This is a genomic window from Aerosakkonema funiforme FACHB-1375 (genome assembly GCF_014696265.1).
GTDB classification, from domain to species: Bacteria; Cyanobacteriota; Cyanobacteriia; order Cyanobacteriales; family Aerosakkonemataceae; genus Aerosakkonema; species Aerosakkonema funiforme_A.
On the sequence record NZ_JACJPW010000006.1, the window covers coordinates 34,435 to 60,267 of the forward strand.

The following is a 25,833-nucleotide window of genomic DNA, read 5'->3' on the forward strand; positions in this document are numbered from 1 at the left end:
TAATCTTAGTTGGAAATAGCCACTTCCAACTCAGTAGTATGATGGGTTTATTCCTAAAAGCGATACTTTCATTTGGGAGATGCAAGCGATCGCACAACAGCATCAGACAGATTTTTGTCGAATCGGAATTTCAATTACGAACTCCGTACCCTGTCCTGGCGCGGAAATACAATATATGTTTCCGCGATGTTTTTCCACCACAATTTGATAGCTAATCGATAATCCCAGACCAGTGCCTTTCCCGACAGGTTTTGTGGTAAAAAATGGGTCGAATAATTTACGGCGTATTTCCTCTGTCATGCCGGAACCGTTATCTTTAATACGGATAGCTACCCGATCTTTATTGAATACTTCTGTGCGAATGTGAATAAAGCTGGGATGTTGCTTAATTTCCTCTAGCGATCGCTTCTTATTCCACTCGTCCAAAGCATCGATCGCATTCGTAATGATATTCATAAATACCTGATTGAGTTGTCCCGCATAGCAATCAATATTAGGTAGATTGCCATATTCTTTAATAACTTGAATGCCTGCGTGTGTTCCTATCTCTTTAAAACGATTTTGCAAAATCAGGAGCGTACTATCTATACCTTCGTGAATATTGACATCCTTCATTTCCGCTTCATCAAGACGCGAGAAGTTCCGTAAACTCAGGACTATCTCGCGAATGCGGTTGGCTCCCATCTTCATAGATGCGAGTATCTTCGGTAAGTCTTCCAGCAAAAAGTCTAGCTCGATTTCTTCAACAAGCTCTTGAATTTCTTCTACCGGATTGGGATAGTAATGCTTATATAGTTTTAGCAATCGCAGAATATCTTCAACATATTCTGATGCTGGAGTAATATTGCCGTAAATAAAGCTGACCGGGTTGTTAATTTCGTGAGCGACGCCAGCAACTAACTGACCCAAACTCGACATTTTTTCAGTTTGGATAAGTTGAGCTTGAGTTTGTTGTAATTCGCGCAAAGTTTGCTCTAAATCCTGAGTTCTTTGGCGCAATTCCTCTGAATATCGTCGCAAAGCTTCTTCCGATTGTTTGCGTTGGGTAATATCCATCATTGAGCCAACCATCCGCACTGGATTGCCTCGCTCATCACAGGCAATAAAACCGCGATCGATCACCAAAGCATAAGAATTGTCAGCTTTTAAATATCGGTATTCATCTGACCGCACTTGTTCTTTTTTCTCAAGCGCATGATGTATGCCATTAACAACTCTTTCCCTATCTTCTGGATGTATGTGTTCGTACCACCAAGCAGCAGTAGGTTCCACATCTGCCATTGCATAACCAAAAAGCGTCTGGATACCTTCGTTCCACTCCACCTCACCTGTCGCCAAATTCCAGTTCCAAATAGCATCATTTGTAGCTCGTGCTAGTAGTTGATAGCGGATTTGGTTCTCCCGCAAAGCTTCTTCTGCTTGCTTGCGCTCTTTAATATCGCGACTGATCGTTGCCAAAGCCTGCGGTTGTCCTGTTTGTGGGTTTTTCAGAACAAACAGATTGTAATCGACGGGAATCGATTCGCCAGTTTCAAGATTCTTGAATCGGTATTCTCCCTGCCAATAACCTTTTTCCAGAACAGTCGGTATAATCTGCTGCTGCACTTCATTAATATCTTCCGGCATAAAGGTGTCGATTATATTCATGTTTGCCAATTCTTCAAAATTTGGCAATCCCAGCAGCTTTAGGCCAGATTGATTTAGAAAAATAGGCTTTCCTTCCAGAGAAGCAATACCAATTAAATCGGTGCTGTTTTCGATTAAAGTTACTAATTGTTGACGTTCTGAGTCTGCCTGTTTGCGCTCCGTAATGTCGCGACCTTCCGGAATCAAAAGAACTACTTTTCCTGTCTCATCAAACACAGGCTTGATCGAGAAGTCAACAATTATCACTTGATTTTCATGATTTTGTGCCTCGGTTTCGTAACGCACGAATTTACCTTGTGCAGCTTCGCTAATAGCTGTTTGCAAACGGTTACCAATTTCTGAATTTCCAGACCACCAGGGGGTTTCCCAGAACAAGCGATCGATAACATCTTTGGGCTCAGCTTTAATAGCATCCAATGCTGTTTGATTTGCTTTTATGAGAGTGCCATCTGGTGTCATCAACCCCATAAACTGAAAAGCGCTATCGAAAATCACCTGTAATATTCTTTCATTCGATCGCAATGCTTCCTCAGTTTGTTTGCGTTCAGTTATATCTCTGGCAACTGCATACATTTTTTGCTGTTCGGGAAATGGCACCGCTTGCCACAAAAACCATTTATAGGAGCCATCTTTGCAAAGCCAACGGTTCTCAAAGGACAAAATGTTAATACCAAGAGCAATTTTTTCGGCTTCGCGGATAGTTGCTTGCCGATCTTCTGGATGCACAAATTCAATGTAAGGTTTAGCCAGCAGTTCCTCGCTTGAGAAACCAACGCTTTTTTCCCATGCAGGGTTAAGTTGCTTTAAATAACCGTCAAAACCGGCGGTACAAATCATATCCAGCGATAGATTGAAATAGCGATCGCGTTCTTCTTCAACTCTTTTAGGATCGCTGATATCTGTCAGCGTCCCAACATAGCTAATTACTCCTTCGGCTCCCATTTCCGGGACTGATTGACCCAATACCCAAGTTACCAAACCATCGGAACGCACAAAGCGATACTCGGATTTAAAAGGTGAATTGGTTTGTGCAGATTCGTACCATTCTCGGTAAACTCGCTCGCGATCGTCTTCATGGATCGCTTGCGCCCAACCTTCTCCCTGTGCTACTTCTAGACTCAACCCCGTGATGTCGCTCCAGCGATCGTTCACGTACAAACAATTACCTTGCGGATCGGTGCGGAATATGCCCACAGGTAAAGCTTTTAGCAGGCTCAAAAATCGCTCTTCAGTTTCCCGGAGTACCTGTTCGACTTGTTGGCGATCGGTGATATCTCTAGCTATGGCAAGGATATAGCGATCTCCACCCCACTCAACCTTACTCAATCGCACCTCAACTGGGAAAGTTGCGCCGTCTTTGCGTCGGTAAATCCCATTCACGGTATGAGTTTCACCCAGAACTATTTGCTGCCAGGTTTTTTTCATTTCCTCCAGCTGGATACTCACCTCAAAGTCGGATACTGACAAGTTAAATAACTCAGCGCGAGTGTATCCCAAACTATCGCAAGCTTGCTGGTTAACATCAATGATTTTCCCTTCTCCATCCTGTACAAAAAAAGCATCTCCAGCTTGGTCAACAATAGAGCGAAAGCGTTTCTCACTCTGTCGCAATGCTTCTTCGACTCGTCGGCGTTCCTTAATCTCTTCTTTTAATAGTGAGATCGTATGGTTTAATTGAGCCGTTCTCTCTTTTACTTTGATTTCCAATACTTCGTTTGCGGATTTCAGCGCTGCTTCCGAGAGCTTGCGATCGGTAATATCGATTGCAGAGCCGATATAACCGGCAAAGCTGCCGTCTGGGTAGTACCTTGGTACGCCTGTATTCAAAATCCAGCGGTACTTTCCATCTGCACGCCGCAGTCGATATTCGATCTCGAATTTTTGACGGGTATCAAAAGCCTTAACATAGGTATCCAAACACTGCTGGCGATCTTTCGGATAAACCCCTTCCCACCAACCGTAACCCTGCTCCTGTTCTAGATGGCGTCCGGTAAATTCCAACCAGACTTGGTTAAAATAATTACAAAGCTTGTCTGCCCCAGACGTCCAAATCATTACAGGAGCTGTATCAGCCATCAGGCGAAATCGGTTTTCGCTCTCGTCTAGCAATGCCAACAGTCTCTGGCACTCCTTCTTGCTATTTTCCTGTTCTTGGGTAGCCATTATTTATTACTTAGCTATTAATCTTTGGCAGATAAAGACAGGCTTGTCCATTAGCGAAAAAAATCTTTTCTCTAGTAATATATCTATCTTCAACAGTTCTTATGTGATTTCTGTCACAGATGAAGCCTATTAATTATAAGGATATCTTTAAATTTCGATTATTACGTTAGTTTCCCAGGCGAGCCCACCCATGACCAGCAAGGCCCTGTAATTTTTTGTTTAACGTAAAAAATAATCTTACTTGTTACTCACTTGTAATTAGCCGATAATTCAATCTTGCCGACTTAAAATATCATTCTAAACATGAATTTCCAAAATAATCGCAAAGATCTTCAAGTGAATTTGCAGTTAAATTAAAGCTCTAGAAAACAGCGTAACTTTGAACTAAAATTATATGTTTATGACTAATACCCCATTATCCGTATCCAAAAACACCACCGATGGAGCGACGGCAACCGAGTCGTCCCTTAGCTGGGCTAGCTTGCTGCAACAGCTGCTCGATCGACAATCCCTATCTTTTGAACAAGCATCCCATTTAATGCAAGGATGGCTGAACGAGGCGATCGAACCTGTCTTATCCGGAGCGATTTTAGCCGCCATTCAAGCTAAAGGCGTTTCCACTGAAGAATTAGCTGGCATGGCCCAGGTACTGCAAACTCAGTCGCTCGCGGGGGAAGGTTCCCAATCCCTAATTCCCATCATCGATACCTGCGGTACAGGCGGAGATGGTGCATCAACATTTAATATTTCCACTGCTGTGGCGTTTGTGGCAGCAGCAGCCGGAGTGCGGGTTGCCAAACACGGTAATCGTTCGGCTTCTAGCCGAGTGGGTTCTGCTGATGTGTTGGAAGCCTTGGGCGTCAACTTGAATGCTACAAGCGATCGAGTACAGGCGGCATTATCCGAAGTCGGCATTACCTTTTTATTTGCACCCGGTTGGCACCCAGCCCTCAAAGTAGTTGCCCCCCTGCGACGAACCTTAAAAGTGCGAACGATATTTAATTTATTAGGCCCACTCGTCAACCCCTTACGACCCACAGGTCAGGTAATTGGCGTGTGCGAACCAAACTTGTTAGCAACTATCGCTCACGCCTTGCTTAGCTTGGGTACGCAAAAAGCCATTGTCGTACACGGACGAGAAAAACTAGATGAAGCCGGTCTGGGAGATTTGACCGATCTGGCAGTACTCTCTGAAGGTGAAGTACAGATATCTTCCCTAAATCCCGAAGAACTCGGTTTGACACCAGCCCCGATAGGCGAGTTACGCGGTGGCGATGTGCGGGAAAATGCCGAAATTTTGCGATCGGTGTTGCAAGGAAAGGGAACTCAGGCACAACATGAAGTAGTCGCTTTGAATGCTGCCTTAGCACTCCAAGTTGGCGACTCGATTCCGATGGGAGACCATACCAAAGGTATTTCTGTTGCTAAAGATATTTTGCTTAGCGGTGCTGCCTGGTCGAAGCTGGAGCAATTAGTTCAGTTCCTCAATTAGGGCGTCGGGGTTAGGGAAAAGGGGCTAGGGGCTGGGGGCTAGGGGGAAAAGGGAAAAGATTTATTCTTCAGCTCCCCCACTCCCCCGCTCCCCCACTCCCCCACTCCCCCACTCCCCTTTTCCCTAACCCCGACGCCCTCAACGCTGGCGGAATTCCACCACGTTATTTCTGATGGTGATATCGTAGCCGCCGAAGAAGTCTTGTCCCAGCAATCCGATATCTAGCGCTGAGCCGATCGCTACTGGTATATTCCTAACTGAAGCACCCCCCACTTCCATAGAATCGATACAACCAACGCCAAACACTACCCCCTGACCGCTGGCAGTATTAGCTTTGGCGAAGCCGATGGGTTTTACCCTCAATGCCGATGCCATTACAGGAGTAATCACAGTACCGCTAGCCCCCGTATCCAAAATCATTTCGTGGGTTTGTTTGAGCCCCAAGCTGAAAAAGTTAACATCAACTACCACCGTGCCACCTTCTCGGCGTTTGATGGGAACTCGAAACACAGTTCCGGCTGCTATTGTGGAGCTTTTTTGTGGCTTGCCAGTACATTTGGAAATAGCAGACACTGGCTTAGAACCGGGATTTGCCCGCGATTGTGCGTAGTCGAGATACTGCTGGTATTCTTTTAACTTTGTTTTGGCGATCGCATACTTAGGACTGGCAGCGGGTACAGCTTTGAGCAATTCGATCGCTTGCTGCCATTTGTTGCTGACAATCTGCCAGTCATCTTGAGAACTGGCAGATTGGCTGATACTGTTGGCGCTGGCAGCTTTGACAAGCGCTTGTTCGTAAGTATCCGATTGGGGTACAGCGCTAGTAGTTGTCTTCGCTGCCAAAGATATCGGTTTGGCAACGGGAGTTGTTGACGCTGGAGTGGTAGCAGGGGTTACAGTTGGTTGGGCGTTGCTGCTAGGACTGGTAGTAGAGTTATTATTGTTACAAGCAACGCTAATAAGTGCGATCGTGCCAAAAAGCAATATCGGTAATGCAGTGGGGCGAGATAATTTTGGCATATTAGTATTTAATTTATTTTGCCTGAAAAACTTTTTCCTTGTACCGCCGCTTCCACTTTAACCTTTATAGAGAAGGGGTTTTGGAAACTGAGCTTCAGTCTTGCCAAGATCGGAAATGCGATCGCATCTCAACACAATCAGCATCTAAAACCCACACCCTACGGAACGGTCGTGCAATAATAGCATCGCTCCTAGTCTGTGTCTAAAAAACTATGCCCCTCTTTGATGCTCAACCGGCTTTGCTCGTGCTGGCAGATGGCACCGTTTATCGTGGTTGGTCTTTCGGTGCTATGGGAACAACGATAGGGGAAGTGGTGTTTAATACCGGCATAACGGGCTATCAGGAAGTGCTGACCGATCCCAGCTATTGCGGTCAGATTGTGGCCTTTACTTATCCAGAATTGGGAAATACCGGCGTTAATCCAGAGGACGAAGAATCGGATCGGCCCCAAGTGCGGGGTGCGATCGCTCGCAACATCACGACCCGACCCAGCAACTGGCGCTCTACTCAATCTTTACCCGACTACCTCAAACAGTACAATATTCCCGGTATTTACGGCATCGATACCCGCGCCCTTACCCGCAAGATTCGGCAATTTGGCGCTATGAACGGTGGAATTTCCACAGAAATTCTCGATCCCGCCGAATTATTGGCAGAGGTACAAGCAGCCCCCGACATGAACGGGTTAAATTTGGTGCGAGAAGTAACTACTCGCCAGACCTATGAATGGTCAGATCCCACTACTTCTGTTTGGGAGTTTAACCCAGCTACCCAATCGAGTGAAGAGGAACGCCTTACCGTTGTAGCGCTTGATTTTGGCGTGAAGCGGAATATTCTGCGGCGTTTGGCCAGTTTCGGTTGCCGAGTCATCGTCGTTCCCGCAGATACACCTTCGGAAGAAATTCTCAAATATAACCCGGACGGCATTTTTCTCTCCAACGGCCCGGGCGACCCCGCAGCGGTCACAGAAGGGATCGAAACTACCAAAGCGCTGCTGAATAGCCAAAAACCGGTATTCGGTATCTGTATGGGACACCAAATTCTCGGTCTGTCCTTGGGTGCGGAAACTTTCAAGCTCAAATTCGGACATCGCGGTTTAAATCAACCCGCAGGTCTGCGCCAAAAGGTAGAAATTACGAGTCAAAACCACAGTTTTGCGATCGACCCCGATACTTTGCCCGATGGGGAAGTGGAAATTACGCACCTCAACTTGAACGATCGTACAGTCGCTGGATTGCGTCACAAAAACCTACCTCTGTTTTCGGTGCAGTACCACCCAGAAGCCAGCCCTGGCCCCCACGATGCCGATTATCTGTTTGAACAATTTGTCCAACAGATGCGCGAGTCGCGTAAAGCAGGGGCTAGGGGCTAGGGATTAGGGGCTAGGGGAAGAGGGAGTGGGGGAGCGGGGGAGTGGGGGAGTGGGGGAGTGGAAGAATGAATATTTTCCTCTTCCCTCTTCCCCTAGCCCCTAACCCCTAGCCCTAGCCCCTAGTCGCCAGCCAGTAGACAATTACCCAGAAAATATCTATACTGGAGCCTCGACTTAAGGACTATTTTCTAGCTAGGAGGCGGTTATTCCTGAACAATTAAACTTGACCGTTAGCCTAAGAGGCTCGCGAGAAATCAAGGATAAATACCAGCTATTTCGCCTGACCGGCTTATTAGACGCCTTTTCAGAGCCGACTTTTCGGAAGGTAATCGGCAATTCTATCGATCAAGGGCCGAAAAATATTATTTTGGATCTTTCTCAAATCGATTTTGTCGATAGCTCTGGATTGGGCGCTTTAGTGCAGCTAGCCAAGCAAGCTCAAAATGCTGAGGGTTCTTTGCAAATTGTTACGAATCCCCGCGTAACTCAGACTGTCAAGCTGGTGCGGTTGGAAAAGTTTCTGTCTTTGCAATCTTCAGTTGATGCTGCTGTAGAAAAATTGCAATAAGTTGGGTAAGCGATCGCAGTCGCTATCCGATCGGCTTTCTGGATAGCTTTTTTCAGATGGCAATACGCCCAGGCGATCGAGATGAACCGAGACAGTCAAAAATAGACCTTTCTGGTATAATAAGGTGAAATGTTTCCACCCCTGCTCTCTGGCTCACGCTCGTTAACAGAAGTCCAGCAACTTTCCCCAGCTGCTTTGGCGTATCTGGGAGATGCGGTCTATGAACTATATATCCGCAACCGTTATCTCCTGCCTCCCAAACGAATAGAACGTTATCATCGACAAGTGGTAGCTCAGGTGCGAGCAGAAAGTCAGGCACGACATCTGCGATCGCTCCAAGCCCTCCTCACCGATGCAGAGTTAGAAATTTTGCGACGAGGACGCAATGCGGCTTCAGGAGGCCCGAAGCGCCTAGCCCCAGAAATATATCAACAGGCAACAAGTTTAGAAACTTTATTAGGCTATTTGTACCTCACCAATCCGGAAAGATTGACTCAGCTGTTAGCGCAATTAGAACTTGACGCCATCCCAGAGGAATAATTACTAATTGTTCTTTAGATAGCTTTTTCGATCGCTTTGTTTTTTGTAAATTTAAACTATAAGGCTGAAGAGCTGAAACAAAAAAAATATGGCTCCAAAAAATCGGAATTCAGAAGCTCAAAACCAGCCAAATCGCGGTAGACCTTTAAAATCCAGGGTAAAACCGAATGTTGTCAAGAAGATTCGGATTGGGAAACCTGGTGCTGGCGCACCTAAAATCGCTGGCGCACCTAAAATCGCTGGCGCACCTAAAATCGCTGGCGCACCTCATATCAGCGAAGCAAAACATATCGAGCCCCAAAGTACCGAAGACTCTGACCTGATCTACGGTCGCCAAAGTGTGCTAGCGGCTTTGGAAAATCAGCGTTCTCTCAATCGGATTTGGATACTACCGCAGTTGCGTTACGATCCCCGCTTTCACACTTTATTGCTGCAAGCAAAAACTAACGGCGCGGTAATTGATGAAGTCGAAGCCAAACGTTTAGACCAAATTACTAATCGCGGCAATCATCAGGGTGTAGCCGCACAGGTAACAGCTTATGCCTATATAGAACTCGCGGATCTGATTGCTAAAGCGAAGTCAGTTTCCGATCGACCTGTGCTGTTGGTAATCGATAGTATTACCGATCCCCAAAACCTTGGCTCGATTATTCGCACCGCAGAGGCGATGGGAGCGCAAGGTTTGGTAATTCCCCAAAGACGAGCTGTAGGGATCACCTCAACTGTAATCAAAGTAGCATCAGGCGCACTGGAAAATTTTCCAGTGGCGAGGGTGGTCAATCTCAGTCGAGCGTTGGAAGAATTGAAGGAGGCTGGTTTCTGGATCTACGGTACGGCAGCTGATGCGCCTGTGTCGCTGCATACGATCGAGAAGTTCGATAAACCGACAGTTTTCGCGATCGGTTCTGAAGGCGAAGGTCTGAGCCTGATCGTACAGCGCCACTGCGATTTTTTGGTCTCCATTCCCCTGCTAGGAAAAACCGCAAGCTTGAACGCATCTGTAGCGGCGGGAATGGCTCTGTATGAGATTTTCCGACGCCGTTGGCCAACAAATACACGGCCCCTAGAGACTGCGAAAAAGGGGCCAGCAACTTAGGTTGAGAGAGTTCGATCGGCAAATCACCAAGGGAGATGACTTCTGCTCTCCCTCTATTCCCCTATTAAATTGCTAGACAAAAAAAATCTTTTCAAAAAAGAAATGTTAAACAATATAAAGAAATGTAAATAAAAAGCCGTTATAAAGGGCGTCTGCTCCCATAAAAAAGGTAAAGGCTATGAAAGAGATTCTGATTAGCATTCTCAATTTATTCGGTTTGGCTTGGTGGATAGAGATCCAGACACAGAGCCCCCGTTGTACCTACTACTTTGGCCCATTTCTGAGTGCTAAGGATGCAGAGGCAGAAATAGGTGGCTACCAAGAAGACTTGAAAGCAGAAGGCGCTCAAGTTAGTGCTGTTTTGCTAAAACGTTGTAAGCCAGCTAAGGTGACTGTGGAACACGAAACGATCGAAAGATCGAACCGCAAAGGATCGTCAGCGTATAAGGGTCGATCGAGCGTAGCCAGCTTTAAGGCTTAAAACTATTAGCGATCGCTCGTTTGAGAAGCTGTCGCAAATATATCGGGATGACTTTCCATCCAGCGATCGATATCTCCCAGTACCTGTGAGGGAATTTCCCAAGGAAACAGATGAGCGGTGTTGGGGTAGCAGTACCACTCGCAGTTTTTGAGGTGACGAGCTGTTTCCAAACTCGACTCGGCGGTGATGTGACGATCGGCTGCCCCAGCTAACATCAAACAAGGACATTCAATCTGGGATAGGTGTTCGAGTCGGTTGTACCCAGATTTTAGGGCTGTCATAAGCGATCGCGTTGCCGCACCCGAAGTACCCAGATATGCTGAAACAGCATCGGCAGCAATGTATCGATAAGCACTGGAGTTATGTTGCTGAATGAGGTAGCGGAAAAGCGATCGCTTCCCAAAAGTTTCGATATTCCATTGCCATCCCGGTTGCAGTCCATTTAAAATCGCAGCTAATCCTGTGTATAAATTATCCTCCCAACTGATGGGGGGATGGCTACCCCGAGGACGAGCTGCTGTCGCAATTAAAATTAAACCGCTGACTCGTTTCGGACATCTGAGTGCCAATTCCATAGCCAGAATGCCTCCCAGCGACCATCCCAACACCAAACAGCGATCGATCTCTAAGGAGTCTAGAAGCGCTTCCAAGTCGATTAAATGGTCGTGCATATCAAAATCGCCCTTAACGCGACTCCTGCCGTATCCCCGCAAATCGGGGGCGATAGTTTGGCATCGCTGGGAAAGGTGCTGGGTAAAGACGGACATACTGCTACCCGAACCGGGATGTCCGTGAAGGCAAAGTATCGGAAAACCTTTGCCGTGGATGTGGACGTGGAGCATAGGGGAGGGGGTGAGTGGGGTGGGTCAGATATTCCTAGTTTCGCGATCGTTTGAAGCTGTCTGTCTGACGCAGCTAAAGAGATTAATTACCGAACGCGAGCCAAAATATTCTCCATATCGGATAACTGAATAGCACCAGAGAATGCTTGACCGTTCATCACAAAAAATGGAGTGCCGGTAATTCCCAAATTTTCAGCGAGGAGCATATCTTGAACAATTGCATTATCGGCAATATTGCGATCCTGCTGAAACTTTTCCATATCTAGATTGAGGTTTTGGGCAATCTCCAAATACAGCGCTTCTCCTAATTTATCTTGCTGAGAAAAGAGGGCGTCTTGGTATTGCCAGAATTTGCCTTGTTGAGCGGCTGCCCAAGCAGCTTTGGCAGCTGGCATTGCTTCGGTATGAATCGAAGTCAAGGGGAAATGTTTGTAAACTAAAGTCACTTCATCCTGATGATTTGCCATGAACTGTTTGATAGTTTCCTGAGCCTTAGCGCAATAGGGGCATTGAAAATCTGAAAACTCTACCAGCACAATCTTTAAATCCTTCGCACCAGTCGTAGGAGACTCAGCAATTACTGCTTTCGGGTTACTTTTCAGGTCTTGCAAAAATGCCTGCTGTGCTTGATGTAATTTCTGTTGTTGTGCTTGCTGATAAGCTTGTAAAGATTCGAGAATTACTTCTGGATTTTCGCGAATAATTTGCAAAACCTGTTCTTGCAAGCGCGGACTGATGCGGGTAGCTGCTTGCGCGGGAAATGACCAGCAAGCTATTATAAAACATAATATCAACGGTGCGGCTAATCGCAATCTTTTTTTCACAATGTTTGGGAAACTTGTGAGTGCGATCGCGCACAACTGAACTAGACGCATAAATAACCTCTCGATGTGCTTACACTATCTAGTATGCTTGTTTTTATCGGAAACAGAAGAGAGGCGATCGCTTTTTGCTACTCGAACTGTACCATCCAAACCAAAAATCCTAAAATTTGCTCTACTGGCGGTAAGGAGTAAACATTTAAGTCGATGATTACTTCAGTTCCAGAAAGTTTAAGAAATTGCCATTGGAGACCATTACTAACCGACCCATATAGGATGGACAATGGTTTTTGTTTGGCTTCATTAAATTTCTGTGCTGCTACCATTTCTGCAACACATTGACCGATTCCTGTTTTCAAATCTGCCTGTTTTGCCTCTACAATAATAATGGCTGGTGCTTCAATGGCTAATTGTTCGGTGGAACGACTGATCAGAAAGTCGCAGCGTCCATTCAGTCCCAGAGATTCATCCACGTTAAAATCTTCCCCGGAAAACATACTAATTTGACGGTTAAGAATGCGTCGTACTTCTACAAGAACTGGGCTAATAATTAGCTCAGATCTGGCTTTTTCGCTGCCTGTAGCGACAGCAAGTGGTAGAGTTTCTTCAAGAGTTGCAGCCAGGGTATTGCTGGGTTGAATAGGGGGAATTTCAGGCAGAAATCTGATGCCTTCTACTGTGGTTAAATTGAAGGCTTCTTTAACTTTAGTGATGGTGGTGAATTGGCTGTAGGGCATAAATTTTTTCTATTTAAGCGTATCCAAATATCTCGTAAATCTTCAGGGGTTAGACGTTCCATAATTTGGTTCTAGCGTTTCTGTCCATCCTTGGCTTGAATCTCTTTGCCATAGATGGGGATGTAGAATTTGGTTGACATTCTCTTGTGCTGTCTTAGGGTGTTGTGCCAAAAGTGCCTGACGACGCTTAATTTTGGCAACTGCTAGATATTGGGAGTTAGGTGAATATTCTGACATAGTACAACAGCAAGTGGTAAAGTTGCTTTAATAGTTGCAGCAATGGTGATTTCTAATAAACCGGATTTCTGAATGGGCGATCGCAACTGTACAGCTTTCCATCAAGTTACCTTATTTGAGCAAATAGCATACTATTTTTTAGTTTACCACATAAGAAATAGGCGATCGCATTTATTTTCATCTGTATTCCTGAGTTTAGGGGCAAGAAATATTTGCTGTCAAAACAACAGATTCAAGAACGTTGTTTTTGCTTGCGGCAGATAAAGCTTCTGCATCTATAAGTTCTTTCAATTTTTCAAAAATTAAAACTTCTGTTTCTTCTCCATCCGTTAATTTATCATAAAAATACCGATCTGATAGCCATTGTTCAAAAGCTAATTTTAACAGCCCATTTGGATAAACCTTAAACCTCCAATATGAAGATAATCGATTATCAATAACTTCAAATAATGGGGCGGGATTTTGCTGGGGATAGTAAGTATATCCATCATCGCAAATATAATACCAAATGCTTCCCTGCCATTGATAAAGAGCGTAAACTGTATATTCCTTACCAATTGTTAATTGAAACTCAGTTTCTTTGGTACGACCTACAGCAGGGTCTAAGTAGGTTTCGTTCAAAAATTCTCCCGTATTAGCAATACAACGAATCTGCATAATTTAATTACCTAAAGATTTGTAGATATTGTTTTAAGATACTGCCGTTTAAACTTGAATTCAACATTTTCAAGAGTCTGGCGATTTCGGAACCAATGAATTTGTACAGACGCTCCATTTATAATGTTGGTTTGGGTACTAGCCATTTTAACCCAATCTTCAAGATTGCCGCCATAGTTAGCAACCAGTCGAGGCGCATCTCTTAATGGTTCTTGTGGTGTGCCGAGAATTTCTTTACAATTGATTGCTTGTGCAGCAGCAGCTTTGGCATCTTGCATTAGGAGTTGTTCTTGTAAGTTGGTAGGAATCTCATCGGGAATTCGCCCTGTAGTCACGCTAGTTTTAGGTATAATCTGGTTTATATAATTATAAGATGTGGCACTTTTTTGTTATGATGAAAAAAAGAGCGATCGCACCTTACCTAATTGCTTGTTGATTGCGATCGCTAACATTGAAAATAGCTCGATTGTATTCAGAATATTGGCTGCCATTTCACTGTTATTTCACATATCAAGGTATCGTTTATGCCAAAGAAACCCGGTTTTTTAGAAAAACCGGGTTTCTGAGTTTAGGGGCGATCGCAATCGAACTTTTCAAATTTAGATACAGGTTTTGGGCAATCTTCAGATACGATGCCTCACTGACTTTACTTTCTCAAAATTAAGGGACTTCGAGAGTGGTTGTTTCATCGTATTTAATTCCAGTAACCCTATCATCTTGAAAACGACGACCTTGATTTATTTTCAGTTCACCATTAACTTTAATTTCAAACCATCCACCTGACTGACCAGCAATGGTGTTGTTTACTACCAGTCTGACCTGATGCGTACCACTACTAACTTCGAGCGGCCCCCAACCAGTATCGCCTCCTTTTCCACCACCAGCATAGCCACCTTCTTTAGCTTTTCTACCATCGATAAAGATGGTGGCTACATCATCAATTTGTGAGATTCTTGCGGTTACAGCAGTTTGTTTAGGTGGATATACTGGAAAGCGTGGAAGTGGCCCATTACATCTTTCTTCTGCTTTTATGCGATTTGCAGACGCAACTTGTTCGATTCTATTGGTGGCTTCTTCTTGAGTCCTTCCACCAATTTTGAGGGCGCTTATCAACATATCAGTGTGGTATCCTCCTATTTCACCATAGTAGTAAAAACAATAATTAGCGTCCTGAAAAGCCATAATGCTCCAGGTAATAAGGAAGGTTAAGGATATATTTGGAGGAATTTTAGATATCAGCGTAGCACCTGATCCAGCAAACCAATATGTTAAGGGATTGCTTAGTAATTCCCCTAATTCTGGAATTTTCAATTTTATCAAGTCTGCGGCTACCTTAAGCTTCCTACAATAATCTCTTTCTTCCCTACATTTTGAATTAGCTTCGCTAATATTTATTTTCTTTACAAGATCTACTGAATTTTGAGTAACATCCTTATTGTTGCAATCATTTATATTTTTGGTAAACTGAGATATAAAAATATTTTGTGTATAGCTTATATCGCCAAAACTAAATCTTTCTTTCTTTTGAACACCAGTTTGATCGGTGTAGCTGATTTGCCAAGTATTTTCTCTTAATCCTTGAACGACTATAGGTGGATTATTATTCTTAGCCGTAAGAGTAACGCTATTACCATCAGCTGCATATTTAGCTAATATTTCAAAAGCGCCACTGCTACATGATATGCCATCATTAGCTAAATGCAGAACTGCTGATTCCACATATTTCTTATTTCCATTAGATTTTATTTCAGCAATCTGTTCACAACCTTTAGTATCTATAAATCTGTGTGTTCCTGGCTGCAAATCTTGAAAGTTTGAATTACCTGTAAATTCGTTTACTACTGCAGGTATTGAATTCGTATCACTGCCATCAAACTCACGACGCACCGGAAAATTCGGCCCAGGATCTTGCGGAAACGGCGGCGCTTGCGGATTACTTTGTTGTGGCGACGGCGCACTCGGTTCATCGCCAAATTCACTCGGATCTCGCTGCGCCTGCAAATAGTTAGAAATATCGGCAACTACAGCAGGGGGATTCGCCGCTACCACTCGCTGAGAACTTCCCCCCAAATCCACCGTGCAAACCGTCCAATTAAAACTGAAAAGCGTACAAAGTGCAGCCGAAAAAGCACGATTGACAAATGTACCAGGAGCGAGTAAAGTACCAACGATCGCAACTACAAAGCTAACAATTCCCAAAGCCAAAAACCGCATCCGACGCATAATTTACCTCACAAAATTAACTGATAATGAGCGGATTTTTACCGCCCATTATTTCCAGCAAAAAACCTAATTAAAAACCAAAAGGAAGCCTCACCGGGACAACCCGCCGAAGTTGTTGAAAAACGTCAACAACATTTTTAAAATCACCATACCAACCCCTAACTTCCTGACGAGAAGGTTGGGTTGCTTCCACATTATCCGCAGGGTTATCATCCCTGGTTAAAATAGAAGTATTCATCCCAGCTTGAGGCATCAAAGCCACAAAAGTATTAATTGGGATTGCGGCATTTAATCCAGTTTTAACCCTTATTTCTCCCCCAGCAGCAGATTCCGATTGAATCGCACCATCTACATCACCTTCCCCGTGAATACCAATCACTCGCCCATTCACATCAAAAACTGGGCCACCGCTCATTCCCCTGCGAGTTACTGCATCGTAGCGCATGGTATATCCCTTAGCACGACTATTGGGACGGCTGGAAATCTGTCCGGCGGTAAACTCAAATTCTCGTTCTCCACCAGCTTCAATTGCCAGAGGATAACCAGCAATATAAATTCCCGAACCAATCGAAGCTTCATCGGAATTGCTAATGGCTGCAACGGCTTGTTTTTCAGGACTTTCAAAAGTAATAATTGCTAAATCTGTATCGTTAGCATTTTTCGGTAATCTGGTAACAGACTTCACAGAATAAGTTTTACCTTTGCTGGTGTAAACCGAGTATTCAGCATTGGGATTTTCGACTACATGATTGGCAGTTAAAACGGTGTATGTATTGTCTTTTTTCCCAATAATTACCCCCGATCCACCATAATCTTTACTGAGTAAATTATCAATTCTGACGGTTGTGGGTACAGCAATTTTAGCTACCTCTTTAGCCGTTTTAGCCATTACTGGTTGATTAATCACGATTGCTGCTACAAATGCCGTACCAGCTAATATGTGTGGTAGATGATTAAACCGCATAACTAACTCCATGAATGATATAGGTACGTTGTTGCGCTTCAGCGCTCTTATCAGGTACGTTATTGGCTTTTAGGGCTAAAGCCCAACAACGTACCTATTGAATGAAGGAAACAAATTGCAAATAGGTACTAATCGGAATTCCCCAACTAGAATTCACCATTTGCTCTAACATTGTTGGTGAAGGTTCGCTGCCATCTTCAAAGGCATAGACGCCAAAATCTGGATCGCGATTTTTCACCCTTCCGTTAATACCAATTAACAACCCATTGCTATTAAAAATTGGGCCGCCACTCATACCGACAGCGATATCATTTGTGTAGCCCAAGCGATAACCTTGAGATAGGGATTTTGGCAATAGCAGGGATACTGCACCAGAGGTAAACCGAAATACGCCGATACCTCGATCGAACGTAGTGGTTAAAGTCCCAGGTTGGTACATGGGAAACCCCGCCGCAAATACCTGTTCTCCTACCACTGTCGGTTCGGTACTAATTCGCGCTACCTGGTAATTTGTGTTACTGCGAAATTGAATTACTGCTAGGTCATTGTTTCCCAACTGTCTGGGATTGAAAGTTGGGGTGTAGCGCCGACCGTCGGGGGTGATAATGGTATAGCGTTGGCTAAAAGCAACAACGTGCCAACTGGTTAGTACCTTGTAAGTTTGTCCCTGTCGTTGCACGATCGCACCAGAACCAGACGCATTACCAGTCAGGATGCGTACTGTTGTAATTTGTGCTAAATGGCGAAGATCTGACCTTTCCCCCAACCCCTCTCCTACCAGGAGAGGGGGGCAAGATTTCTCTTGCACCCCCCTTCCCACCCCTTCGGAGAAGCAAGCTACGCAGGGAAGGGGGGCTGGGGGGGTTAGGTTCCCAGCGCCTACCAATAACTGAACGATCGCAAAACCACCCATCAGCTTCAGCACCGCACTTTGCCTCTCCCCAAGGGTCATCTAAAGCTCCCGCGATCCGCCGCCATTATTATTAGGTTGTTGAGGCATCGGCTGAGTATTGCTCGGTTGGCTGACTGAAGGCGGCATCTCGCTATTGCCGTCATCTCCCAAACGTCCACTCACATCGATGTAAGGAATAGCACCGCTTTCACGCAGGGAAGGCGCACCCGCTTGTCCTTCCCGCCACGCCAAAAGATTGTTCAACGTCCGAACTGCGTCTTGATTCGATTTGAGGGTAAAAATCAAATTTTCGCAACGTCCATTAACTTGACTGGCGGTGCAAACAACTCGTTGCCCGTTCATCACGCCGACAGTGATATATTTCAGTTGTTTGTTGCGGCGATAAGTTTCCAAACGTCCGCTAACTTCTTGGCAGCGTGTTTGCGGATTATAACCAGAACTAGCAAAAGCATTGGAAACCCAGCGAATCCAAGGTTCTTGAGTTCCTTGTGCATTTTGATAGATTGTGACGGGTGTACCGCTAGAGGTATCGCAAAAAAATCCTCGTGCAGCGGCGTTTTGGGCTGGACTGGGGGGAGTGCCGATCGCTATACTGCTGAGGGCGATCGCTCCCGTTGCCACAACTTTTGTAAATACTTTCCATGTCTTCTGTGTGGTAATCTCTTTAAACAGCATAATCAGAGAAAAAAACATCGATTGCGCCCGATATAATCGGGCGCAATCGATCCGTACATAAATTTTTTATACTTCGTAATGAGATTAAAAACCCGAATATGCGAATAAGCAGCGATCGGTCACTTTATACTTGAGATCCGGGCTATAAGTGAAAACGAGGTCTTGAGGTAACTGCATGGCATCCATCCGCGAGTTGCACCAACAACTCATTAGCAAAGAACGCTCTGCTGTAGAAATTACGAAAGAAGCGTTAGAACGCATTGAGGCGCTAGAACCCAAGTTGCACAGTTTTTTGTGCGTAACCGCAGATAGAGCCATAGAACAGGCAATGGCGGTGGATGCCAAAATCGCCGCCGGAGAGGAAATAGGGCTACTGGCGGGCATTCCGATCGCCATTAAGGACAATATGTGTACCAAGGGGATTCGCACTACTTGCGGTTCCCGAATTCTGGAAAATTTCGTGCCGCCTTACGAGTCCACCGTTACCCAGAAACTAATGGATGCGGGTGCGGTGATGGTGGGCAAAACGAATATGGATGAGTTCGCGATGGGCAGTTCTACGGAAACTTCTGCCTATCAACTCACAGCTAACCCGTGGGACTTGGAACGAGTACCGGGAGGTTCTTCTGGGGGTTCGGCGGCGGCAGTGGCGGGGGGAGAATGTCTTGTTTCTCTCGGTTCGGATACGGGGGGTTCGATTCGTCAACCGGCGTCTTTCTGCGGTGTGGTGGGATTGAAACCGACTTACGGGTTGGTTTCGCGTTTCGGTTTGGTAGCTTACGCTTCTTCGCTGGATCAAATTGGGCCGTTCGGTACTACGGTGGAGGATACGGCGATTTTTTTGGGTGCGATCGCCGGTTACGACCCCAAAGATTCTACTAGCCTCAACGTGCAAATTCCCGACTATGCCAAAAATCTCAAACCCAATCTCAAAACTAGAGGCGTTCTCAGAGTTGGGGTGATCTCGGAAACTTTCGGTCAAGGTTTAGATCCCGCAGTGGAAAAAGCCGTGACGAAAGCGATCGAAGTTCTCCAAGAATTAGGGGCGGAAATTCACGTTATTTCTTGTCCGCGCTTCCGCTACGGTTTGCCTACTTACTATATTATTGCTCCCTCGGAAGCATCTGCTAATTTGGCTCGTTACGATGGGGTGAAGTATGGTTTGCGGACAACAGACGCCGATAATTTGCTAACTATGTATACCCAGACTCGCGCTGCTGGTTTTGGCACGGAAGTTAAGCGTCGGATCATGTTGGGAACTTATGCTTTATCGGCTGGATATTACGATGCCTATTATCTGAAGGCGCAAAAAGTTCGCACTCTGATTAAACAAGACTTTGAGAGTGCTTTTGAAAAAGTTGATGTTTTGGTTTGTCCGACTGCCCCGACAACGGCGTTTAAAGCTGGTGAAAAAACTGAAGATCCGTTGAGTATGTATTTATCGGATTTGATGACGATTCCGGTGAATTTGGCTGGGTTGCCCGGATTAAATGTACCGTGCGGTTTTGATGAAAAGGGACTGCCGATCGGTATGCAATTGATTGGTAATCTGTTGCGGGAAGATCAGCTGTTTCATGTGGCTTATGCCTACGAGCAATCTACTTCCTGGCATCGTCGGAAACCTCATTTGCTTTAACTCAGATCTTGCACCAGCGTCAGAAACCGGGTTTCTTGCTAATAGGAAAACTAGAAAGCCTAGATTTTTGCTGAAAAAACCCGGTTTCTCTGGTCTTATTGAGAAGATCTGAGTTAAGGAGCTATGACTAATATTTAGTAGGGTGGGCATTGCCCACCTTACCTACTAATTAATCTGTATGTCAAAAATGCCAATTACATTTCTATTGAAGTTAGTACAAATTGTAGGTGGGTTGGTAGCGATCGCATATTTATCTGCCTGTATATATCTTGTTTTTTGGCAGAATCGCTTTATCTTTTTCCCATCTTCTATAATTGAAATAACACCAGCAGGTTTGGCGAGTTTCGAGGATGTTTGGTTGCCAGTATTAGGTAGTTCGGGTAAAGTGGAACGCATTCACGGTTGGTGGATTCCCGGAGAGGGAAAACAAACTGTATTATATTTGCATGGGAATGGGATTAATATAGGAGCGAATGTTAACCATGCGATGCGGTTTCACCAACTCGGTTTTTCGGTATTGCTAATAGATTATCGCGGTTACGGACGCAGCGAAGGTGACTTTCCTACGGAAGCAAGCGTTTATCGAGATGCGGAAACAGCTTGGCATTATTTAACCGGAGAAAGACAGATTTCAGCAAAAGATATTTTTATTTACGGTCATTCTCTGGGAGGTGCGATCGCAATCGATTTAGCAGCTAAACATCCAGAGGCGGCGGGTTTAATTGTGGAAAGTTCGTTCACCTCAATGCGGAATATGGTGAACGAAAGACCTGTTTTTCAATTGTTTCCGGCAGATATCATTTTACACCAGCGGTTTGACTCTATTAGTAAGGTGCGTTCGCTCAAAATGCCAGTCCTCTTTATTCATGGTATGCTAGATACCGAGATTCCCTATGGCATGAGTAAAATGCTGTTTGCCGCCGCCCCGTCACCCAAACGCCTTTTCCTCGTTCCCGATGCGGGACATAATAATGTCGCCAGTATTGCTGGCGTCGAATATCTCCAAACTGTACAAAATTTTGTTCGATTAGCTACACATTCAATTAATAAATAAAAACTCCTATGTCTTTTGTTGGTTTGCACACTCACAGCGATTATAGCCTACTGGATGGAGCGAGTCAGCTAAACGATCTGGTAGAGCGAGCGATGCAGTTAAATATGCCTGCGATCGCACTTACAGATCACGGGGTTATGTATGGTGCAGTTGAGCTAATTAAACTTTGTCGCGGTAAAACAATTAAGCCAATTGTCGGCAATGAAATGTATGTCGTCGAAGGCGATATCGAAAAGAACGAACGAGGTAGAAAAAAATATCATCAAATTGTTTTAGCTAAAAATACTCAAGGTTACAAAAACTTAGTAAAATTAACAACAATTTCTCATCTCAAAGGTATACAAGGGAAAGGTATATTTGCCCGTCCTTGTATTAACAAAGAACTGCTAGTGCAATACCGCGAGGGTTTGATTGTTACCAGCGGATGTCGTGCGGGTGAAGTCCCCCAGATGATTCTGCAAAACAAGCTGCAAGAAGCACGCGATTGCGCCAAATGGTACAAACAAACTTTTGGCGATGATTATTATTTAGAAATTCAAGACCACGGTTATATAGAAGACCGCATGGTTAATGTCGAACTGGTCAAAATTGGCAAAGAACTCGATATTAAAATTGTCGCGACAAACGATTCCCATTTTACATCTTGCTCGGATGTAGAAGCGCACGACGCACTGTTATGTATTAATACTGGGGATCTTTTTGCAGATGAAAATCGCAAGCTGCGATATAGCGGAACGGAATATCTCAAATCAGCAGACGAGATGAAACATCTGTTTCGAGATCATTTGCCGGATGATGTAATTGCAGATGCGATCGCCAATACATTAGAAGTAGCAGAAAAAGTCGATTTTTACCATATTATGGGGGAACCGCGCCTTCCCAATTATCCGGTTCCCAAAGACCACACACCAGACACCTACGTACAGGACAAAGCTTGGGAAGGACTGCTAGAACGCCTCCAAGTTAAAGCCCGTAGCGATGTCAAGCCCGTATACGCAAAACGATTGATGTACGAGCTGAAAATGATTGAACAGATGGGATTTTCTACCTACTTTTTAGTTGTTTGGGATTATATCAATTTTGCCAGAAGCAAAGGTATTCCAGTTGGGCCAGGAAGAGGAAGCGCCGCCGGTTCTCTAGTTGCTTATGCTTTGCGAATTACTAATATTGACCCGGTGCATCACGGCTTATTATTCGAGCGCTTCTTGAATCCGGAACGCAAATCCATGCCTGATATAGATACGGATTTTTGTGTGGAAAGGCGAGATGAAGTAATTGACTATGTTACAGACAGGTATGGCAAAGATAAGGTAGCCCAAATAATCACTTTTAACCGCATGACTTCTAAGGCTGTTTTGAAAGATGTCGCCAGAGTTTTGAATATTGACTATGGCGAATCTGACAAAATGGCTAAATTAATTCCCGTATCGCGAGGTAAACCGGAAAAACTGGCGGTGATGATTTCCGATAAAACGCCGGAACCGAGTTTTAAAGCGGCTTATGAAAATGATCTAGTTAAGCCGAAAGACCGGAATGGGAATGTTAGCGAATTCACTTTTCGCCAGTGGGTGGATATGGCAATTCGCATTGAAGGTACAAACAAAACTTTTGGTGTCCATGCGGCGGGAATTGTCATTTCAGCCGAACCTTTAGATGAGGTTGTCCCGCTACAGCTGAATAACGACGGCGCTGTGATTACCCAGTATTCTATGGAAGAGTTAGAATCGCTGGGTTTGTTAAAAATGGATTTCTTGGGTTTAAAGAACTTGACTACAATCCAAAAGACTTTGGAATTAATTCAGAAAAACCGCAAAATTAAAATCGACCCCGATGCTATCACGCTAGACGAAAGAAAAAATCATGAAATTTTATCAAAGGGGGAGGTTAAGAAGCCTGGTAGTGAGTTTAAAACTACTTATCAGGTTTTGGAAAGAGGGGATTTAGAAGGAATATTTCAGTTGGAATCTTCCGGGATGCGTCAGGTAGTTAAAGACTTGAAGCCATCGAGTATAGAAGATATTTCTTCAATTCTAGCTCTTTATCGTCCGGGGCCATTGGATGCGGGACTGATTCCCAAATTTATCGATCGCAAACACGGTCGAGAAGCAATTGTTTACGAACATCCGCTATTAGAACCTATTCTCGAAGAAACTTATGGCGTGCTTGTTTATCAAGAGCAAATCATGAAAGTTGCTCAAGATTTGGCAGGCTATTCTTTGGGACAAGCCGATATATTGCGCCGCTGTTTAAGTGGATCGACAAAAATAATTGATGCGGCAACTGGCGATTTGGTTACTTTAAGTGAGATAGCTGCCAAACCTGAGTATTGGTTAGGGCGGAAAGTCTTTTCCCTCGATTTGACAACTCAGAAAATTACTCAACAACCGATTATTGAAATTCATAATAACGGCGTGCGGGATGTCTGGGAGATTACTACTAAAACTAACCGTCAAATCAAAGCGACAGACGATCACCTTTTCTATACGCTTTTGGGATGGAAACCTCTCAATAATTTCAAAGTAGGCGATCGCATAGCTTTGACAAAGACAATTCCCATTACTCACACCTCAGAAATTTCAGATGCTCAAATCAAGCTGACTGCGTATTTAATTGGCGATGGACATCTTTCTACTAGACAACCTTCTAGTAGCTATTTCTGCAATAGCGATCCGGAATTGATTGCTGATTTTAATAATTGTGCGGAAGAATTATTTGGCTCACCCGCACCGTTGGATACTCAATTCCATTTGGGTCGCAAGTCTGTAACTTACGCCCGGATTGGTTTTGTTTCGGCTTTTAATCACTGGGTAGACAACCACATAAAACGCGCTCATTCAAGGGATAAAGAAATTCCTGGCTGGGTTTTCTCTTTATCCAAGAATCAGTTACAGCTTTTTTTGGCAACTTTGTGGTCAACTGACGGCAGTTTTGATACTGCGATCGGTCATACAGATTACACATCAACATCAAAAATTTTAGTCAGACAAATTCAACACTTATTACTGCGTTTGGGTATTGTTGCTTTGTTTGACGTTAAAAGAATCACCTATCAAGGTAAGCCTCACGTTTCTTATCGAGCGCAAATCACAGGACGTGAGGATATGCTGAAGTTTTGCGAATTGATTCAACCCTATCTCAGTAGCTATAAACGCCAAAAAGCACAAGCTTGTTATTTGATTGTAAAAGATAAGCTAGCCAATCAATCTAAGCATACAATTCCACCCGAAGTTATTACGCTAATTGCCAACGCTAAAAAAGCTAGTGGCATGACTTGGGAGGAAATTGACTGTGCTGTGGGAGCAACAAAAGGAGCAATGTCTTCTGGTTTGAATTTCCAGAAAACTCCAACTAGAAGTTTATCTCGTCATCGAGTTCGCAATTTTGCGATCGGTTTCCAGCACTCGGAGTTGAGAACGATCGCAGATTCGGAAGTATTTTGGGATGAAATTGTTTCGATTCAATACGCTGGCAAGGAAGAAGTATTCGATCTTACTATTCCGAAAAATCATAATTTTATCGCCAACGATTTTATCGCACACAACTGCATGGGTAAAAAGAAAGCTGATGAAATGCAGAAGCAAAGAGAGACTTTTATTGAAGGCTCGACAAAGAATGGAATTAAAAGGCAACTAGCTGAATCGCTATTCGATCAAATGGTTTTGTTCGCTGAATATTGCTTCAATAAATCTCATTCAACTGCCTATGCCTATGTCACCTATCAAACTGCTTATTTAAAGGCAAATTTTAAGGCGGAATATATGGCGGCGTTGCTGACTCATAACAGCGATGACCAAGATAAGGTGAAAAAATATATCGCTAATTCTCAGGAGTTGGGAATTACGGTAGAAGGGCCGGATATTAATCGTTCTGATGTGACTTTTACGCCGTCTAATGGTAAAATATTATTTGGTTTGTCGGCTGTGAAAAATGTGGGGGCGAATGCGATCGCAAACATTTTGGCAGCGCGAGAAGAAGGCGGCGAGTTTAAGGATTTGGCAGATTTGTGCGATCGCATTAACTTGCACACCGTCAATAGCCGCGCTTTGGAATCCCTGATCAGGTGCGGTGCTTTTGATAAGCTAAATCCCAATCGCCAACAATTAATCGCACATCTCCCTTTAGTAGTAAGTTGGGCGCAGAAAAGCAAAGATACCTCGGAACAACCCACACTTTTCGATCTGGAATCGGTGAGAAGTCCCGCACCCAAAGCGCCGCAGGTAAACGATTTCCCAGTGAAAGAAAAGTTGCAATACGAAAAAGAATTACTGGGTTTTTATGTTTCCGATCATCCGCTTAAATATGCGGAAAGATTTGCGAAGCAGCAGGGAATCGAATTGATTTATCTCAATCAAGTGGAGGATTGGCGATCGAGAAAACCCATCAGCGCCATTGTGATGCTGACAGAAGTTAAACAGCTATTGACTAAAAAAAGCGGCGAACGTATGGCAATACTACTACTGGAAGACCTCACTGGTAAAGGGGAAGCGGTCGTTTTTCCCAAAACTTATGAAGTTGTTCAGTCATCGCTTGTTACAGATACGCCAGTCATTCTGCGCTGTAAAATAGAAAAGCCAGAAGATCGGGATCGCAATCAAATCATTGTCGAAGAAGTCACGCCTATTGAAGCCGAACATCTAGCAGTTTCCGAACAAATCCTACCGATCGAAAACGATCCGGAACCTGTCGTGATGCTA

General features: G+C 44.4%; 22 protein-coding genes and 1 pseudogene. 10 read left to right on the forward strand and 13 right to left on the reverse strand.

The window, feature by feature from the left end; genetic code table 11:
* Positions 1-102 precede the first annotated feature (102 nt).
* The gene (locus tag H6G03_RS03605) at positions 103-3,810 is read right to left on the reverse strand and encodes a PAS domain S-box protein (protein WP_190462161.1); all 3,708 of its coding nucleotides are present in this window, start codon (positions 3,808-3,810) and stop codon (positions 103-105) included.
* 400 nt (positions 3,811-4,210) lie between these two features.
* Here H6G03_RS03605 and trpD point away from each other — a divergent pair, with 400 nt between their 5' ends.
* Positions 4,211-5,302, forward strand: a complete 1,092-nt coding sequence (gene trpD, locus H6G03_RS03610; RefSeq protein WP_190462163.1) for an anthranilate phosphoribosyltransferase — start codon at positions 4,211-4,213, stop codon at positions 5,300-5,302.
* 138 nt (positions 5,303-5,440) lie between these two features.
* On the opposite strand, the gene H6G03_RS03615 is transcribed toward trpD, so the two are convergent.
* Positions 5,441-6,322 (reverse strand): retropepsin-like aspartic protease family protein, encoded by an 882-nt coding sequence (locus H6G03_RS03615; RefSeq protein ID WP_190462165.1) that lies wholly within the window; start codon positions 6,320-6,322, stop codon positions 5,441-5,443.
* A gap of 18 nt (positions 6,323-6,340) precedes the next feature.
* Here H6G03_RS03615 and H6G03_RS03620 point away from each other — a divergent pair, with 18 nt between their 5' ends.
* The 3 genes from H6G03_RS03620 to H6G03_RS03630 all read left to right on the forward strand — a co-directional run bounded on the left by H6G03_RS03620 (position 6,341) and on the right by H6G03_RS03630 (position 8,263).
* A complete protein-coding gene (locus tag H6G03_RS03620) occupies positions 6,341-6,502 on the forward strand; it encodes a hypothetical protein (RefSeq protein WP_190462167.1) in 162 nt (53 codons plus the stop codon).
* A 32-nt stretch (positions 6,503-6,534) separates the two neighbouring features.
* Entirely contained in the window at positions 6,535-7,695 is a 1,161-nt protein-coding gene (gene carA / locus H6G03_RS03625; protein WP_190462169.1) for a glutamine-hydrolyzing carbamoyl-phosphate synthase small subunit, read from the forward strand.
* 223 nt (positions 7,696-7,918) lie between these two features.
* The gene (locus tag H6G03_RS03630; RefSeq protein ID WP_199315114.1) at positions 7,919-8,263 is read left to right on the forward strand and encodes an STAS domain-containing protein; all 345 of its coding nucleotides are present in this window, start codon (positions 7,919-7,921) and stop codon (positions 8,261-8,263) included.
* Here the strand turns inward: H6G03_RS03630 and H6G03_RS38665 are convergent.
* Positions 8,231-8,362: a hypothetical protein gene (locus H6G03_RS38665; RefSeq protein ID WP_255512174.1), complete on the reverse strand. Its 132-nt coding sequence runs from the start codon at positions 8,360-8,362 to the stop codon at positions 8,231-8,233. The genes H6G03_RS03630 and H6G03_RS38665 overlap by 33 nt on opposite strands.
* Before the next feature lie 30 nt (positions 8,363-8,392).
* Between H6G03_RS38665 and H6G03_RS03635 the strand changes: the two genes are divergently transcribed.
* The 3 genes from H6G03_RS03635 to H6G03_RS03645 all read left to right on the forward strand — a co-directional run bounded on the left by H6G03_RS03635 (position 8,393) and on the right by H6G03_RS03645 (position 10,380).
* Positions 8,393-8,803 (forward strand): Mini-ribonuclease 3, encoded by a 411-nt coding sequence (locus tag H6G03_RS03635; protein ID WP_190462172.1) that lies wholly within the window; start codon positions 8,393-8,395, stop codon positions 8,801-8,803.
* A gap of 88 nt (positions 8,804-8,891) precedes the next feature.
* Positions 8,892-9,899 carry a 23S rRNA (guanosine(2251)-2'-O)-methyltransferase RlmB gene (gene rlmB, locus H6G03_RS03640; protein WP_190462174.1) on the forward strand — a complete coding sequence of 336 codons (1,008 nt, stop codon included), beginning with the start codon at positions 8,892-8,894 and terminating at the stop codon, positions 9,897-9,899.
* Positions 9,900-10,077: 178 nt separating this feature from the next.
* Positions 10,078-10,380, forward strand: a complete 303-nt coding sequence (locus H6G03_RS03645) for a DUF1816 domain-containing protein (protein ID WP_190462175.1) — start codon at positions 10,078-10,080, stop codon at positions 10,378-10,380.
* A 5-nt stretch (positions 10,381-10,385) separates the two neighbouring features.
* Here the strand turns inward: H6G03_RS03645 and H6G03_RS03650 are convergent, their stop codons facing one another.
* The 10 genes from H6G03_RS03650 to H6G03_RS03695 all read right to left on the reverse strand — a co-directional run bounded on the left by H6G03_RS03650 (position 10,386) and on the right by H6G03_RS03695 (position 18,467).
* Complete coding sequence (locus tag H6G03_RS03650) at positions 10,386-11,222, reverse strand: alpha/beta fold hydrolase (RefSeq protein WP_190462177.1); 837 nt, start codon at positions 11,220-11,222, stop codon at positions 10,386-10,388.
* An 86-nt stretch (positions 11,223-11,308) separates the two neighbouring features.
* The gene (locus tag H6G03_RS03655) at positions 11,309-12,097 is read right to left on the reverse strand and encodes a DsbA family protein (protein WP_190462179.1); all 789 of its coding nucleotides are present in this window, start codon (positions 12,095-12,097) and stop codon (positions 11,309-11,311) included.
* Positions 12,098-12,174: 77 nt separating this feature from the next.
* A complete protein-coding gene (locus H6G03_RS03660; RefSeq protein ID WP_190462183.1) occupies positions 12,175-12,780 on the reverse strand; it encodes a hypothetical protein in 606 nt (201 codons plus the stop codon).
* Positions 12,781-12,822: 42 nt separating this feature from the next.
* Positions 12,823-13,017, reverse strand: a complete 195-nt coding sequence (locus H6G03_RS03665; RefSeq protein ID WP_190462184.1) for a hypothetical protein — start codon at positions 13,015-13,017, stop codon at positions 12,823-12,825.
* Positions 13,018-13,212: 195 nt separating this feature from the next.
* Entirely contained in the window at positions 13,213-13,638 is a 426-nt protein-coding gene (locus tag H6G03_RS03670) for a hypothetical protein (protein ID WP_242056964.1), read from the reverse strand.
* A gap of 47 nt (positions 13,639-13,685) precedes the next feature.
* A complete protein-coding gene (locus H6G03_RS03675; RefSeq protein WP_190462186.1) occupies positions 13,686-14,009 on the reverse strand; it encodes a hypothetical protein in 324 nt (107 codons plus the stop codon).
* A gap of 325 nt (positions 14,010-14,334) precedes the next feature.
* Positions 14,335-15,897: a hypothetical protein gene (locus H6G03_RS03680; protein WP_190462188.1), complete on the reverse strand. Its 1,563-nt coding sequence runs from the start codon at positions 15,895-15,897 to the stop codon at positions 14,335-14,337.
* 70 nt (positions 15,898-15,967) lie between these two features.
* Entirely contained in the window at positions 15,968-16,861 is an 894-nt protein-coding gene (locus tag H6G03_RS03685; RefSeq protein WP_190462190.1) for a S1 family peptidase, read from the reverse strand.
* A gap of 94 nt (positions 16,862-16,955) precedes the next feature.
* Positions 16,956-17,813 carry a S1 family peptidase gene (locus H6G03_RS03690; RefSeq protein ID WP_242056963.1) on the reverse strand — a complete coding sequence of 286 codons (858 nt, stop codon included), beginning with the start codon at positions 17,811-17,813 and terminating at the stop codon, positions 16,956-16,958.
* Positions 17,814-18,467: a COP23 domain-containing protein gene (locus tag H6G03_RS03695; RefSeq protein ID WP_242060294.1), complete on the reverse strand. Its 654-nt coding sequence runs from the start codon at positions 18,465-18,467 to the stop codon at positions 17,814-17,816. It lies immediately after the preceding gene.
* 157 nt (positions 18,468-18,624) lie between these two features.
* On the opposite strand from H6G03_RS03695, the gene gatA reads away from it, so the two are divergent.
* The 3 genes and pseudogenes from gatA to dnaE form a co-directional block, all read left to right on the forward strand.
* Positions 18,625-20,085 carry an Asp-tRNA(Asn)/Glu-tRNA(Gln) amidotransferase subunit GatA gene (gene gatA / locus H6G03_RS03700; RefSeq protein ID WP_190462192.1) on the forward strand — a complete coding sequence of 487 codons (1,461 nt, stop codon included), beginning with the start codon at positions 18,625-18,627 and terminating at the stop codon, positions 20,083-20,085.
* Positions 20,086-20,263: 178 nt separating this feature from the next.
* Positions 20,264-21,139: an alpha/beta hydrolase gene (locus H6G03_RS03705; RefSeq protein ID WP_190462193.1), complete on the forward strand. Its 876-nt coding sequence runs from the start codon at positions 20,264-20,266 to the stop codon at positions 21,137-21,139.
* Between the two features lie 8 nt (positions 21,140-21,147).
* Positions 21,148-25,770 (forward strand): annotated as a pseudogene (gene dnaE, locus H6G03_RS03710) (DNA polymerase III subunit alpha); the annotation flags it as partial.
* Between the last annotated feature and the right edge of the window lie 63 nt (positions 25,771-25,833).